This window comes from Flavobacterium ginsengisoli (assembly GCF_029625315.1).
Taxonomy (GTDB): Bacteria; Bacteroidota; Bacteroidia; order Flavobacteriales; family Flavobacteriaceae; genus Flavobacterium; species Flavobacterium ginsengisoli.
Map to the genome: position 1 here is coordinate 2,045,502 of NZ_CP121110.1, position 15,655 is coordinate 2,061,156.

At 32.5% G+C, this 15,655-nt stretch carries 9 protein-coding genes and 3 pseudogenes; 2 read left to right on the forward strand and 10 right to left on the reverse strand.

What is annotated here, in order from left to right:
* Positions 1 to 166 precede the first annotated feature (166 nt).
* The 7 genes and pseudogenes from asnB (P5P87_RS09590) to P5P87_RS09620 all read right to left on the reverse strand — a co-directional run bounded on the left by asnB (P5P87_RS09590) (position 167) and on the right by P5P87_RS09620 (position 11,297).
* Positions 167 to 1,781 (reverse strand): annotated as a pseudogene (asnB, locus tag P5P87_RS09590) (asparagine synthase B).
* A gap of 311 nt (positions 1,782 to 2,092) precedes the next feature.
* Positions 2,093 to 3,767 (reverse strand): annotated as a pseudogene (gene asnB, locus P5P87_RS09595) (asparagine synthase B).
* A 483-nt stretch (positions 3,768 to 4,250) separates the two neighbouring features.
* Entirely contained in the window at positions 4,251 to 4,700 is a 450-nt protein-coding gene (locus P5P87_RS09600; RefSeq protein WP_198856890.1) for a hypothetical protein, read from the reverse strand.
* 65 nt (positions 4,701 to 4,765) lie between these two features.
* Positions 4,766 to 5,296, reverse strand: a complete 531-nt coding sequence (locus tag P5P87_RS09605) for a GNAT family N-acetyltransferase (RefSeq protein WP_278022378.1) — start codon at positions 5,294 to 5,296, stop codon at positions 4,766 to 4,768.
* Between the two features lie 132 nt (positions 5,297 to 5,428).
* A complete protein-coding gene (locus P5P87_RS09610; RefSeq protein WP_422854090.1) occupies positions 5,429 to 7,135 on the reverse strand; it encodes a TonB-dependent receptor in 1,707 nt (568 codons plus the stop codon).
* Positions 7,136 to 7,322: 187 nt separating this feature from the next.
* Positions 7,323 to 8,186, reverse strand: a complete 864-nt coding sequence (locus tag P5P87_RS09615; protein WP_278022379.1) for a PhzF family phenazine biosynthesis protein — start codon at positions 8,184 to 8,186, stop codon at positions 7,323 to 7,325.
* A gap of 92 nt (positions 8,187 to 8,278) precedes the next feature.
* Positions 8,279 to 11,297: pseudogene (locus P5P87_RS09620) on the reverse strand (tetratricopeptide repeat protein).
* Positions 11,298 to 11,628: 331 nt separating this feature from the next.
* Between P5P87_RS09620 and P5P87_RS09625 the strand changes: the two are divergent.
* A complete protein-coding gene (locus P5P87_RS09625) occupies positions 11,629 to 12,318 on the forward strand; it encodes a cell division ATP-binding protein FtsE (protein WP_278022784.1) in 690 nt (229 codons plus the stop codon).
* A gap of 216 nt (positions 12,319 to 12,534) precedes the next feature.
* Here the strand turns inward: P5P87_RS09625 and P5P87_RS09630 are convergent, their stop codons facing one another.
* The gene (locus P5P87_RS09630; RefSeq protein WP_278022380.1) at positions 12,535 to 13,155 is read right to left on the reverse strand and encodes a class I SAM-dependent methyltransferase; all 621 of its coding nucleotides are present in this window, start codon (positions 13,153 to 13,155) and stop codon (positions 12,535 to 12,537) included.
* Between the two features lie 92 nt (positions 13,156 to 13,247).
* On the opposite strand from P5P87_RS09630, the gene P5P87_RS09635 reads away from it, so the two are divergent.
* Positions 13,248 to 14,129 carry a glycosyltransferase family 2 protein gene (locus P5P87_RS09635; RefSeq protein WP_278022381.1) on the forward strand — a complete coding sequence of 294 codons (882 nt, stop codon included), beginning with the start codon at positions 13,248 to 13,250 and terminating at the stop codon, positions 14,127 to 14,129.
* A gap of 81 nt (positions 14,130 to 14,210) precedes the next feature.
* Here P5P87_RS09635 and P5P87_RS09640 read toward each other — a convergent pair whose 3' ends face one another.
* Both P5P87_RS09640 and P5P87_RS09645 read right to left on the reverse strand, forming a co-directional pair.
* Complete coding sequence (locus P5P87_RS09640; RefSeq protein WP_278022382.1) at positions 14,211 to 15,203, reverse strand: glycosyltransferase; 993 nt, start codon at positions 15,201 to 15,203, stop codon at positions 14,211 to 14,213.
* A complete protein-coding gene (locus P5P87_RS09645) occupies positions 15,200 to 15,607 on the reverse strand; it encodes a sugar 3,4-ketoisomerase (RefSeq protein WP_198856883.1) in 408 nt (135 codons plus the stop codon). The genes P5P87_RS09640 and P5P87_RS09645 overlap by 4 nt, the downstream gene beginning before the upstream one ends.
* Positions 15,608 to 15,655: the final 48 nt, after the last annotated feature.

Sequence of the window (15,655 nt, forward strand, 5' to 3'; positions counted from 1 at the left end):
TGAAAATCTCAAACTCCAAATCCCAAATCTGAAATACCGAATCAAAATTTTAAAATTTGCCTAAGACATTAAAATTAAAAAACCGAAATACATTTAATGCATTTCGGTTTTCTATAACGGAATCCAACTTGGAATTTGGAATTTAAAAATTTTGGAATTTCATCTTTTAAGCGATAACAGTAGTTTTTACAGGTTCAAAATTTCCATTTAAATGAGCTGCATTTGCTCGTCCGCTTGGATCGAGGTTTTCTTGCCATTTCGGAATCCATTTACGAACCGTTTGCGCCGCGCTGACCTGTGGATAGTATTTATGAAAAATTGATCGATATAAGTACGCTTCTTTCGTCGTTGGCGAGTTGTATGGAAATTCTGCACTTGCTCCAGCTAATTGCTCATCTGTAACTTGCGAAGCACAATATTCGATTAATTCATCTACCCATTTATATCCTACTCCATCAGAAAATTGCTCTTTTTGCCTCCATAAAACTTCTGAAGGCAAATAAGCATCTTCAGTATCAAAAGCTTTTCTTAGAATGTATTTCTCAACGCCATCATAAGTTTTTGGCTGTTTTTCTTCTGTTTTAATTCGAATGGCAACATCTAAAAATTCTGTATCCAAAAATGGAATACGAACTTCTAATCCATTTGCCATTGTCGTTTTATCTGCACGAAGCAAATCAGCTGTAAATAACTTTTGAACTCTTTCTATCGTTTCATCTTGAAATTCTTCTTCTGATGGTGCATTTCTAAAATACAAATGCCCTCCAAAAACCTCATCGGCTCCTTCGCCCGACAAGATCACTTTTATTCCTTGACTTGCAATTGCTTTAGAAAGCAAAAACATTGGAACACCAGAACGTACAGAAATAATATCATAAGTTTCGATATGATAAATTACTTTTTCTAAAACTTTCACTCCTTCTTCTACAGAAAAATGAATCTCGTGATGTTCTGTTCCTAAAAATTCTGCGGCTTTTCTTGCTCGCTATATTATCTGGCGCTTCGGCATCTAATCCGATAGAAAACGAATGGAGTTTTTGTCCTTTTTCTTTAAGCAATCGAGAAGCAATAGAAGAAATCAACGAAGTGTCTAAACCTCCTGACAAAACAGTCCCTAAAGGCACATTGCCTAATAATCGTTTATTTGTAGCTTGAATCAAACTTTCACGAATCAAACCTAAATCTAATGCATGAGTTGCGTTTTTATGATCTTCGTATTCTGGACGATAGTATTTTACAAAACCTGTTTTTGCTGTATAGTAATGTCCTGGAGGAAAAGTAGAAAACGACTTGCACTGGTCTGCAATAGACTTCATTTCTGACGAAAAATAAATTCGTCCTCTTTCATCCAAACCATAATACAAAGGTTTTACTCCAATCGGGTCACGACCTGCAATATATTTATCGCCATCTACAACCACAAAAGCAAAATCTCCATCCAATTTATTGCAAAAATCATATCCGAATTCTTCATAAAGATGTACAATTACTTCAGAATCAGATTCTGTTCTAAAAGTATGATTCTTTAAAACCGTGTCTTTAAGTTCTTGATAATTATAAATTTCACCATCATGTACCATCCATGCTTTATCAGTCCCTTGAATTGGCTGTTTTCCCGAATTAAGATCAATTATAGAAAGGCTTTCATGACAAAGTATACTGCCATTTTCCATAATATGAATATCGCTCTCATCAGGTCCGCGATGTGACATTCTCTCAGAAAGTTCTTTTACAAGCTTGGGGTCTTTTCCTTTGCCAATAACGGCTAACAATCCAGACATACTATTTTATTTTTTATTTTTTATTCTGATGTACCAGCCTCAAATAAGCTGTACATTAAAAAATCATTAAAATTTCCGCTTAAAAGCAAAACTAAATATTATTTTCTGCTTTCCTACATTTTACATCCTAAAATTTCAGTGTTTAACTTTTATTTCAACGAAAGTCAAATTGGAAATAAATTTTAATCGATTACCAAAACTTTTAATTTTAATCTATTGAAAAACAGAAACTTTTTTAGACAAGAAAGACGCTCTCATAAAAGAACGTCTTTCGGCAATATATATACTAATTCTAAAAATTAAACTCTTAATTATTTAACATAAGCATCATCGTGAACATTTGCTACTGCTCTTCCTGATGGATCGTTTAAGTTTTTGAATGCCTCATCCCACTCCAAAGCAATTTTAGTACTACAAGCTACACTTGCCTCCTGAGGAACGCATAATGCTTGCAAGCATCACTTGGGAAATGTTCTGTAAAAATTGAACGATAGTAATACTCTTCTTTTGAAGTTGGAGTTTGCAATGGGAATTTGAATCTAGCATTTGCCAATTGCTCATCTGAAACTTCTCTAGCTACCACTTCTTTCAAAGTATCAATCCAGCTATATCCTACTCCATCAGAAAATTGCTCTTTTTGTCTCCAAGCAACACTTTCTGGAAGCATATCTTCAAAAGCTTTACGAACAACCCATTTTTCCATCGGATGTTCTTTGTTGATCATTTTATCTTGCGGGTTAATGCGCATTGCAACATCCATAAATTCTTTATCTAAGAATGGCACACGACCTTCGATTCCCCAAGTCGCTAAACTTTTGTTTGCACGTAAACAATCGTACATATGAAGTTTTCCTAATTTACGAACGTTTTCTTCGTGAAATTCTTTAGCATTTGGCGCTTTGTGGAAGTATAAATATCCTCCGAATAACTCATCTGCTCCTTCTCCTGAAAGAACCATTTTAATTCCCATAGATTTGATCACTCTCGCCATTAACCACATTGGAGTCGAAGCTCTAACTGTAGTTACATCATACGTTTCTAAGTTGTATATTACATCACGAACTGCATCTAAACCTTCTTGGATTGTAAACTTAATTTCGTGGTGAATAGTTCCGATATGATCTGCCACCTTTCTTGCCGCGCTAAATCTGGAGAACCTTCCAATCCAACAGAGAAAGAGTGCAACTGCGGATACCAAGCATCTGTAGTATCATCTGACTCGATTCTTTTTTGAGCAAATTTTTTAGCCACAGCTGAAGTAATAGAAGAATCTAAACCTCCAGAAAGTAAAACTCCGTAAGGAACGTCACTCATTAATTGTCTGTGAACTGCGGCTTCCAATGCTTTTCTGATTTCTGGAATGCTAGTTTCGTTATCTTTTACTGCATCATATTCTGTCCAGTCTCTTTTGTACCATTGTACAAATTCACCGTCTTTGCTTGATAAATAATGTCCTGGAGGGAATAATTCGATTTTTGTACAATATCCTTCCAAAGCTTTTAACTCAGAAGCTACATAGAAAGTTCCGTGCTGATCCCATCCAATATATAATGGAATAATTCCCATGTGGTCACGAGCTACGAAATACTCGTCTTTATCAACATCATAAATTGCGAAACCGAAGATTCCGTTTAATTCATCAACAAAGCTTACTCCTTTTTCTCTGTAAAGTGCTAAAATAACTTCACAGTCACTTTCAGTTTGAAAGTTATATTTTCCTTCAAATTGTTTACGCAAATCTCTGTGGTTGTAAATCTCACCATTTGCGCCTAAAACTAGTTTTTTATCTTCTGTAAATAAAGGCTGTTTTCCTGAAGCTGGATCTACAATTGCCAAACGCTCATGAGAAAGAATCGCTTTATCATTGCTGTAAATTCCGCTCCAGTCTGGTCCGCGGTGACGAATGATTTTTGACATTTCTAATACTTGAGGTCTTAACGCTTCGGCTTTTTGTTTAAGATCAAAGGCACATACAATTCCACACATAATTTTATATTTTAATTCTTTAAATTTTAATTTGATAGGGCAAAGATGTGATATTAGTTACAATTGAAAAACACAATTATGTATTTCAATTACAATTTAAAACCATAATTTTATTTTTACATATAAAATGTAAAATTTAGAAGTAAAAATAAGCTCAAAACTTGAAAATTTTAATTTGGACTATAAAACTGGTTGAAAATTGAAACTTTAAACCAGTTTTTTGAATTAATTTTTGAGTTATTTCATTACTAATGAAAGATTCGTAAAGAAGAGTTAGAAAGTTGTTCTTGTATTATTGTTTACACAATAATACAAGACATTATCAAGAAGCTCTACAAAGATTGGCGACACACGTTGCGGAGTTACTTGCGAAGATTTCTCGTTCCTCGAAATGACAAACTGTATGGAATTACTTTATGTCTGATCTTTAGAAAACTTTGTCAAAGTTTGAAACTTTGACAAAGTTGTTCATAGACGAATACATTATTCAACGCTTTGAATCGTATAATGTGTCTTATTAATCTCAAATTGAAATCCAGCTTTATTACCCATTAAATGATTTCCCAAAGGAGATTGTGGAGAAAGTGCAATGACATTGATTCCGTCAATTGTAATTTTAGGAAGTGCAACACTTACATAGAGATAGATTCCGTTTGCTTTTACCAAACTTCCTAAAACAATATTTTCTGTCGTTTTTAGCGGATCTATCTTGTCTAAAATTGCTTTTTGCTCTAAAGCTTCTTTTAATTTATTTGTCAATTTTTCTTGCTCGATATGCATCATTGACAAAGCCGTTTCATGCTTATCGCCTGCAGAACCTTTGGCATCATTTTTTGAATCTTCTGTCAAACCCGAAATCATGTCTTTAAAAACATCAATTCGATCTTGAACCATTTGAGTGTAGTGAGAATATATTTTTTCTTTGAAAGTCATTTTTTTTAAAGGTACTGAGGTTTTAAGGGACAAAGGTGCAAAGGTTTTTTTTCTTGGTCTAAATTTTATTCGAAAAAAGCTTTTGGGTATACTACTTCTCCGCTTACCCCTTTTAAACCATCTTCTGCTAACGCAATAACCATACAGTTTTCAGTGGGAACATCAAACGGCATTTTGATATTGTATTTTTCACAAAGCTCATATCCAAATTTTGGATAATAATCTTGATGCCCTAATAAAATAACCGATTTATAACCTAAGCTTTTTGCAATTTCATGTCCATGCAAAATGAGTTTAGAGCCTACTCCTTTTCCTTGAAATTCAGGCAAAACCGAAACTGGAGCAAGTGCTAGTGAAGGAAAAGTTTGAGATTCATTTTTTATCTCCAGTTTGGTAAATAAAATATGACCTATAATATGATTATCAATTTCGGCAACAATAGACAGTTCTGGAATAAAAGCATCCGATTTTCTTAATCTTTCTACCAAAAACTGTTCTTTATGATCGCTGTATTCTTCCTTTTCGAAAGCTTTTTCAATCAAATGAAAAACACTTTCAAAATCGTTTTTATTTTCTTGACGTAATTTAATTTCCATTTTATAAAATTAAAAAAAACAGCCACGAATTCACGAATCTACTCCAAAAAATTCATGAGTTCATGGCTGAAAAAAAAAGGCACATTCATTTAAAATGTTTTTGTGCCTAAGTATCTTTATGGCAAAGATCTCTTAAAAATCAAATTTATAATTTGCGCCTCCTAAAACCTGGAATCCTTGTACAGGATAATTCAACCATTTTTCGTAAGCTTGATTTCCGATATTATTTAATTTCAAGAAAAACGTTAATCTTTCGTTGAATTTATAACCTACATGCGCATTCGCATCAAAATAGCTTTTTAAAGTAATTGGCGTAGCATCGATTCCTAAAGAAGTATTTGTCTGCATATCTTTTCTTTCTCCAACATAAAATACATTCAATCCTGCATACCACTGCTTAGTAATATTAACGTCTAAAGTCGAACTTAATTTCATTGTTGGCAAATTCCACGCTTCAACCGCATTATCTGTGTTATAACTATTAAAAGTTCCATTGATTCCGAAAGTTACATTTTGAGAGAAATCGGCTTTTAGTTCTGCATACAAACGGAACGTTCTAATATCTTCATAAACTACTCCAAATGAGTTCCCGAAAGCATAATCTTCGTTTGTAACAACTTCTGTGTAATCATTCGCTTTAAACAATGCTTTATTTTTCTCATTCAAATAAGAACCTGTCAAGTTATAATTTACATTGTTAGCCAATTTTCCTTTCAAACCAGCAAAAACATTGTATTGCGTGCTTGATGGACGCATGTTTAAAGTTGGAGATAAAAACGGATTATCTGTCACAAAATCTGCATAAGAGTTTTGGTTTAAAGCTCCATTTACTCCAGTATAGAAAATCATTAAATCGCCAACCAATTTATAAGACGCATTCACTTTTGGATAGAAATAAAATTTATTACCGCTGTTTTCAGAATCCGCGCTGTAATAAATTCCAGCTCCTAATTCTAGAGTCCACTCGTTTTCATTGACCACAAAACTTGGCTCGACTCCAACGTTTGTAAAGCTATATTTTAAAGCTTCTGTATTGTCTTGTAAATAATTATTCTTGAAAGAACCGCTTACGTGATCTACAATAACGTTTGTTTTAATTGCCTGATCCATTACATCAACTGTAAAAGTTGGCTTTACATAAAATCTATTTTCTGATGAAGAATAACTGTCTGAAAAGTGTGTAAATCTTGCTGAAAGCTTACTAAAAATACTTTCTGTAAATTCTGCATTTCCACCAAGTGAAATTGTGTTGTACGAATGATCTGGATTAATGCTGTTTACCAAATCGTAACGCTGATCTGGAATTGTCGAACCAAAATCTGACGGAAGTCCGTACCAATTATAAATCTGGTTTTGGTAACCTAAATCAATGTTCCAGTTATTATCTCTGTTATTTTGACCGTAACCAATATTTATTGCTGTATCATAAAATTCATCATTCAATTCTACATCTTTGATTCCACCTTGAGAAGAGTGATGGCGAAACATTCCCGCCACATAATCATTGTTTCCTAAATCTTGATTTACAAATAACTCAGCGTTTAAAGTGCTATAATTACCAACACCTACAGTCGCATAATTATTAAACAATCTTTCTTTTTTTGCTTTTTCTACGCCCTCCGCTTTTCCTTTAGAAGGTGTAAAAGTCGATGCCACAGGAACAGACAAAATACTGTATTTAATAACTTCTTTTGGCTGATTACCGCTATCGTCAAGCGAAGGCGTTTCTTTCACTTTAAAAGCATCTGAAATAGTCGGCGAATAAGGTTTTACTACGTTTACAGTTTCAGTCCCGATCGTTTCATTTTTCTTTTGCGCAATCGAAAACTGAGCTGACAAATAATACTAACAAAATGATTATTTTATGTCGGCAGTTTAATTTCATATTTATATTATTGTGTAAAATGTTGTTTGCAAAATGTAAAATGTGTTTTCAACCAATATTCTCTTTTCACATTTACATCTTTCTTTTCACATTTCACTTTTTACATTATCTAATTTTCTAATTATCTCAATTATCTAATTTCTAAGCTTCCCATTCTCCTTTGGCCACAAACTGAGCTTTTCCTCCTATTCTAATATCGAACTGTTCCCCGTTTAGTTTTCCATTAAAATAGATCTCAGACGGACGCCCGATGTAATCTCCTTGATGATTTGTCAATTCAAATTCAGGTTTATGATATTTTAATAAAAAAGCCTGTAAACAGGTACTTGCGCTTCCTGTTGCAGCATCTTCTACCAATTGATTATGCTCAATACACAACATTCTGCTGAACAATTTTTCTCCTTCTAAATAATAAAAGTATAAACCTCTGTGGTCTGTTTTACAGTGCTGTTTCATCCATTCATCAGCTTTGTCTTTATCCAAAACCAAATTTTCCAAAGCTCTTTTACTGCTTAATCCAACCATTACAAAAGCACTTCCTGTTGTGACTTCCTGAATTGGAAACTGATTTTCGAAATCACTTACTTTCAAGTTGCTGAAAAAAGTAAAATCTATTTTTGAAAAAGTATCCCAAAACTTTGGCTGAGCCGCTTTTAACCAAATCAAATCGTCTGATTTATTGATTGAAATTGGTCCAATTGGCACTTCTAATTTTATTTCATTAGGAGCATTTTCAAAGATTTTGTTCATCAAAACCCAAGAAGTTCCAATAATCGGATGTCCCGCAAACTGCATTTCGTGCGCTGGCGTAAAAATTCTAATTTCTGCTTTATTATTGGCTTTATCCAGTTTGGTGACAAATGTGCTTTCTGCAAAATTAATCTCGCGTGCCATCTGCTGCATTTGTGCTGTACTTAGATTTTCTGCATCCATAAAAACCGCCAGCTGATTTCCAGCATATTTTTTATTGGCAAAAACATCAACTATATAAAAAGGTAAACTCATTGTTTTTTCTTGTAAAATGTAATTTGTGAGATGTAAAATGTTTTTCGTTATTTTCTATTTCACAGAAAACATTTCACTTTTCACTACTTAAACTATCTATTAATCGACGAATTTGTTTTTGATTCTTCCGATTTAATTCGTCGCTAATTCTTTTTTCGCTTCTTCGACAACATCTGGATAATCTGTAAAGTTGTTAATTACGTTATCCAAAATATAAGTTGCTTGATAGCTGTCTTTCAATCCGTAGAAGTTTTTCGCCATTAACACCAAACCTTTCGCTCCATAATATTTATAAGCAGAATAGCTTTTTGCCAGTTTTTGAACTGCCGTATTCGAAGCTTCATATTTTCCTTCTTTTGTTTTGAAATACGCATCATAATACAAAGCTTCTGCCGCTAATTCTCCTTTTGAAGTAGCTGAAAGTTTTGCATAAGCCGCTTTTGCTTTATCTTCATTTCCTGTTTGCATTGCTGCACGTGCTACAATAATTTGCGCATCTGCTTTTACGCCTGCATCCGATTTAGGATTTTCTAATACTTTTTCAGCAAACAACTACAGAACGGTCATAATCTTTTTTGTCGTAATAACATTTCATTAAGTTAGCTTGTGCAAAAGTTTTATTCTGAGGATAATCGGCTTCACTTTCTAATCTTGTTAGAACCGGAATTGCTTTATCACAATCTTTTGTTTTCAAATAAATCTGAGCCAATCTGTTTAAAGCTTGCTCTGTAAACTCGTTTCTAGGCTGATCAATTACAAACTGATAATTTGCAATAGACTTAGTTTCAGAACCTTCTGCATAAGTAAGCTGAGCCAGATAGAAATTTGCTTCAAGCGCATGCATTCCGTTCGGGAATTTAGAAACGTAACCCGCGAAACCAGTAATTGCTTGTTTCGAATTATTTTGACTGTATTGTTTAAAAGCTGCATCGTAAGTATCATTATCCAATTCTGCATCTGTAACGGCAACGAAATCTAATGTACGAACCCAAGTTGCATATTCGTCTACTTTTCCAGAGTCTACATAAATTAATCGTGCTGTAGCTACTGCTTCTAAAGCTTCTGGAGTTTTCGGGAATTCGGCGACAACTTTTTTAAATTTTGTTAAAGCCTGTTGATCACGATCTGAATTATAATAAATCAAACCTTGTTTCAAAATTGCTTTTGAAGTAAAAGATCCGTTATTAAATTCAGAAATCAATTGATCATAAGTTTTAATTGCTTGATCGTTTTTCTTTTCAGCAACATAAGTATTTCCTAATTCAAACAAAGCATCGTCACGGTAAGATGACTTTTTGTACATCTGAAGGAAATTATTTAACTCATCGACTTTCTTATCATTTTTAGACATAAATCCGTAAGAAAGTGCTTTTTGGAATTGAGCATAATCTGCGTCTACACCTTTTGCGGCCAATTGCTTTTGCGTAAGCTTCGTTTGCTGCGCTATATTTTGAAGTTACAAAACGGCAATCTCCCAAACGTAAATAAGAATCGTTTAAACGAACTTTGTCTGAAGGCGAATTATCAATCTGAGCCTGAAAAGAATTTGTCTGCCTGATCATAATCTTTCAGTTTAAAGTACGTGTAACCAATATTATAATTAATGTTCTTATATTCGTCTGTAGATTTTGCGGCAAGCCATTCCAGCAAACTGTTTATACGTTAGAAGAGCATTTTGCATATCATCATTTAGATATTCTGTTTCTGCTTTCCAGAAAGTGGCACGCGCTGTAAACTCAGGAGTTTTTTGTTCACTGATAGCACTTTTGAACATTTTACCCGCTTCTTGGTAATTATTTTCGTTGTACAATTCTAATCCGCGGTAAAAAGCACTTTTTGGTATGTCGCTTTATTTTCTGCACTTCTATTTTTTTCTAATAAAACTAAAGCCTCTTTATAGTTTTTAGAAGAAATATAAGAATCAACCAATAGTTTTTCTACTTCTGAACGACTTGAATTGTTTGGATATTTTTTAAGGAAATCTAATAAAATACCAGGAACAGCCTGATAAGCGTTTCCGATATCATAACTCAATTTAGCATAATTTAAAGCCGCATCTTCTTGAATTTGAGTATTAAAATCCATTTCAGAAGCATTTTTAAAGGCGTTTAAAGCTTCTTGCTTTTTACCTGTATTTAAATAGCTTAAACCTAAATGATAATAGGCATTCTGAGCCACAAAATCTTTTCCTTCAATAATTTTATTGAACTGAGAAATCGCTTTCTCATACTCTTTTTGCTCATAATACGCATAACCTAATTGGTAGAAATCGGTATTGTTCCATTTTCCTTTTTTACCCGCATATTGTTCTAAATACGGAATTGCTTTTCCGTATTGTTTTAAGTTGAAATAACTTTCTCCGATGATTTTATTCAGTTCCGATTTTTCAATATCGTTCGATTTGTTCATGGCTACCAATCCTAAATCAATCGCTTTTTGGAAATTTCCTAACTTGAAATTCATATCAGCCTGATAATAAGAAAGCTTTTCTTTGTATTTTTCTTCACCCGAAACCTCATCAAAATACTTCGTTGCTTCTTTGTAATCGTCACCTTCATAAGCCATAAATCCTAAATAATATTTGGCTTGAGAACCATATTCTTTAGAGTTTACTACTTTATTAAAATAGTTAGTTGCTTCTTTTTTCTTTTTAGCATTAAAATAGCTATAGCCTTTCATGAAGTTAAACTTATCCGATTCTGTTTTACTCATATAGCTTTCGTCAACTTTATCAAACCACTGCAAAGCTTTTGGATAATTTCCTTGTTCGAAGAAATATTGTGCGACCTCAATATAAGCCTGATTCTGTTTGGTACTAGTCGGATAATCATTTACAAATTGCTCTACCAAAGCATCGGCATTTGCTTTATTGGTTCTAATGGCAGAATTAGCAATATAGAAAGCACAGTCAGACTGTACTTCTTCATTTGTTGTATTGTTTTTTACTTTTTCAAAAATCAATTGTGCCGAAGCATATTGTTTGTCGTTATATAAAGCCAGTGCTTTGTCAAAATCCTTTAATTCGTACGTATAAATAGCCGATTTTTGTGCCGAAGCTATAGACGAGGCAAGGAAAATTTGGAATAAAAAGAACCTGGAAAGTTTACGCATTTTAGTAATATTTAGTATTCAAATGTATCATTTTATACGGGTTATAACGAAACGTTTTGAGGTTTTATTATGAACAAATTACGAAACTGCTCGCTATTTTACGCTTTAAAAAACTTCAAATTATTGGTTCTCAAACTTTCTAAAACAAATAATAAAAACCTACTAAACACCATTGGATATTTTAAGCGTAAGAAAACTTTCCTGCTATTTATCAAATGAACTTATATTGATTATACAGTTTGGTTTTTAAACTTTTTCCTAAGAAATGATTCAAAATTATTTTGAATACAAGCGTTATCTTATTACTTTTACCATTCAAACCAATTTTATTATGTCACAAACCGTACTATCTCTTAAAGAAGTCACTATATATCAAGAAGGAAGAAAAATTATATCTCACATTAACTTAGATGTTAATCATGGTGAGTTCATCTACATTATCGGGAAAACCGGTTCTGGAAAAAGTAGTTTTCTTAAAACTTTATATGCTGATCTACCGTTAATTGAAGGCGAAGGGCATATTGTTGAATTTGATTTGGCAACTTTAAAAGAAAACGACATTCCTTATTTAAGACGTAAAATTGGTATTGTATTCCAAGACTTCAAACTGCTTCCAGACCGTTCTATTAAAGACAACATGCTTTTTGTTTTGAGAGCTACAGGATGGACTGAAAAAGAAGCTATGCAACACAAAATTGATGAAGTTTTGGACAAAGTAGGAATGAAAGATTTTATGAACAAAATGCCTCATCAACTTTCTGGAGGAGAACAGCAGCGTGTTGCAATTGCAAGAGCGCTTCTTAATGATCCAGAATTTATTTTAGCCGATGAGCCAACAGGAAATCTTGATCCTCAAACTAGTTCTGAAGTTTTAGAAGTTTTAAAAGCGATCAATGCCGCAGGTAAAACTGTGATTATGGCGACTCATGATTATGCTTTATTGATGAAATTTCCATCTAAAACCTTAAAATGCGAAGATGAAAGAATCTTCGAAGTGGTGCAAAAGAAGCGTATAATCTAAACTCTACTTTTTCAAAAATCAGGATATCCTGAAAATCGTGCAAACCTTTCTGTGATTGGCCTGCCCATGTTCCGTATATCTTATTTTCTAATTTTAGACTGCTATTTTTAAGCATTTGAGCAAGAAATTCTTCTTTGAAAGCAATATTCGCTGATGTAACTTTTTCACTCATAAGCCTATATCCTTCTCTTCCATAAGAAAAACAAAAACTTTTATTTACATTCGAAATATAGTTTTCATTTTCATCATTGTAGAGAAAAAAGTAGATAGACATCTGCCTCCTGGTTTCAAAACTCGGTAAATTTCATTTAGATAATTTTGGACTTCCTTTGGTTGCATGTGTGTAAAAACTGAAAACAAGAAAACGCTGTCAAAAGAATTGTCTTCATAAGGAAATATGAAATCTTCTGCTTTTTGATCTGTTAAAGAGTACAAATCATTATTCAACGAAACATGCTTAAATGTGAAGTTTGGAAAATCTGTGGTGATCTGATTTTGGCACCAGTCAATTCCTTTTTTTACAACGTCAAAACCCTCATAACTTCCCTCTTTTGACAAATATTGCGTCAATGCAACTGCAGCACGACCAATTCCACAACCTACATCAAGCACTGTATCGTCAGGCTTTAACGAAATATATTCTTTTAAAAGCCGCAAATGGTGTTTTCCTTGCAAAATAAAATCGCCTGAACCTATAAAAATATCTCCTTTTTTAGGAACATATTTGTTTTTTTTGCCCTTTATTATATCCCAAAAATCTGCTGGAGCGTAATAAATTTTACGAACAAGTAATCTTGAATTTGGCGAAATAGAATAATAAAGCGACCTTAAATTCATTTTAAATTTATCTTTTTTAAAATTTAATCAACTTAATAGAATAGTAAAATAAAAAGCATTTCCTTTACAAATATATTTTAAAAAGGTTATTAATGCTTTCCATTTTAATTCCAATTTACAATTATAATGTTTTACCGCTTGTAAGCGAGCTCGTAAAGCAATGCACTTCTTGTGGGATTATTTTTGAAATTCTTTGCTTTGACGATGCCTCAAGTCTTTTTACAATTGAAAATCAAAAAATTGATCAATTTCAAAATTGCTCTTTTGTTGTTTTAGAGAAAAATATTGGAAGAAGTGCTATTCGAAATTTATTAGCCAAAAAAGCCTTTTACGAAAATTTACTTTTTCTGGATGCCGATACGATGCCAATAGGAAAAGATTTTATTTCAAACTACATTTCTTATATCGATAATGAAGAAAAAATAGTCTACGGAGGAATTTTATATGAAAGTTCTAAACCTTTAAAAAGTGAACTTTTAAGATGGTTTTACGGAAAAGAAAGAGAAGCTCTACCCGTTTCTGAGCGCATAAAAAATCCGTATCTTTCTTTCTTGACTTTAAACTTTCTCATTAAAAAAAGCATTTTTTCTAAAGTAAGATTTAACGAAGAAATTCCAAATCTGAGACACGAAGACACCTTGTTCTCTTTTGATCTAAAACAAAATCAAATTAAGATTATTCATATTGATAATCCGGTTTTTCATCTTGGTTTAGAAGACAGCAAAACATTTTTGAGAAAATCTGAAGAAGCTATCTTAGGTTTAAAAAATTTAGTCGATTCGAATTTAATTTCACCAGATTACATTAAACTGTCTCATTATTTTCAAATCATTAAAAAATATCATCTTACAGCTTTAATCGCTGTCGGTTTTAAGATTTTTAGACCTTTATTGGAAAAACAATTATTAAGTAAAAAGCCTTCGCTTTTTCTTTTTGATATTTATCGTCTTGGATACTATTCTACTTTAAATTAGTTTTTACAATTTCTTCAAAGAAATTTTTCCATTGTTGCATTATAATATCAATATCATACTTTTGAACACTTTCTTGGGCTTTTACTCCCATTTTTTTCGTAACATTTCGTCTTCGATTAATAAACTTAATTTTTCAATGAAAGACGTTTCATCATCTTCTTCAATAAGAAAACCATTCTCATTATTTCTAATAATGGCTTTTGGACCTACAGGGCAATCATAAGCCACACAAGGAAGACCAATAGCCATAGCTTCAATTAACACCATTGGCAACGCTTCATTTCGAGAAGTCATTACCAATATTGAAGCCGATTTATAGATTTCCTGAATATTATGCACCGGATTAGAGAATGTAATATTTTTATCACTCTGCTGCTTTTCAAGCTGAAGTGTTTTATTTGATTTTCCAAAAATTTCCAATTTCCATTCTGGATATTTCTGTACTATCAATGGCCACATTTTCAATATTCTGTCAATTCCTTTTTCATAAGAATGTCTGGCAACCATTATAATTTTCTTTTCTTCCAATTCTGCAGTTTGGATCATTTTAAACCATAACGGATTAGAAATTACTCTTCCGTTTTTAATAGACCATTCTTCTAAACTTTCTTTTGATAATGCAACGAAAAATAAAAATTTAGAAGCACAGTAGTTCCGATATTCATATTTTAATTTACCCGTAAATCTCCCAAAAAATGTTTTTCTATATTCATTAAATCTTGAGCCATGAGCTTCAAATATAATAGGAACGTCTGTTTTTAAAAATAATGGAATTGAAAATGATTTTAATGCAAAGTCAGAGATGATTATGCAATCAGGTTGTAATAGACTAATGTATTTTTGAAGTTGTTTTTTATATTCAATCAAATTCAAAAGTTTACCTTTTTTTAATGAAATATCGTAAAAACTTATTGCTTTATTAAATTCGAAAAACACATCTGAATCCCCATCATTCTGCGTGATGATAGAAATTTGATAATTCCATTTTTTTATTAAATAATCTGTTTTTACAGAAAGTACGCGCTGAACCCCTCCTTCTTCATTAATTCTTTGGGTGATGTATAATAACCTCATTTTTTAAACATCAAAAATTTGTCATAATCTCTTATGTAATCATCTTCATCAAAAACATCTGATGCTAAAACAAGACATACAGCTCCAGAAGAAAAATCTTCAAGTTCACGCCACAATCCATTGACTAAATGCAATCCCACATCTGGCTTATTTAGTAAAATTTTAGTTTTTTGAAAACCATCATCCAATGTAACATAAAAACTGCCACTAAGCGCCACTAAAATTTCATGCTGTTCTATATGCGAATGGCCTCCTCGAAAAGCATTGCTCGGGATATCAAAAAGGTAATAAATTCGCTTAAACTCAAAAGGTAAAATATCATTTTGTATAAAAGCCAAATTACCTCTAACATCCTCTACTACCGGAAATTTTATGTATTGAATATCATTAATTGTCGTTTCCATATTACTATTTTAAAACATTCCTCAAAATGCTTGTTAATGATATATGCC

Coding starts and splice junctions, on each gene's coding strand:
- P5P87_RS09600 (WP_198856890.1), bottom strand. CDS start 4,700: ATGACTTTCAAAGAAAAAATATATTCTCACTACACTCAAATGGTTCAA.
- P5P87_RS09635 (WP_278022381.1), top strand. CDS start 13,248: ATGCTTTCCATTTTAATTCCAATTTACAATTATAATGTTTTACCGCTT.
- P5P87_RS09630 (WP_278022380.1), bottom strand. CDS start 13,155: ATGAATTTAAGGTCGCTTTATTATTCTATTTCGCCAAATTCAAGATTA.
- P5P87_RS09625 (WP_278022784.1), top strand. CDS start 11,629: ATGTCACAAACCGTACTATCTCTTAAAGAAGTCACTATATATCAAGAA.
- P5P87_RS09615 (WP_278022379.1), bottom strand. CDS start 8,186: ATGAGTTTACCTTTTTATATAGTTGATGTTTTTGCCAATAAAAAATAT.
- P5P87_RS09640 (WP_278022382.1), bottom strand. CDS start 15,203: ATGAGGTTATTATACATCACCCAAAGAATTAATGAAGAAGGAGGGGTT.
- P5P87_RS09605 (WP_278022378.1), bottom strand. CDS start 5,296: ATGGAAATTAAATTACGTCAAGAAAATAAAAACGATTTTGAAAGTGTT.
- P5P87_RS09645 (WP_198856883.1), bottom strand. CDS start 15,607: ATGGAAACGACAATTAATGATATTCAATACATAAAATTTCCGGTAGTA.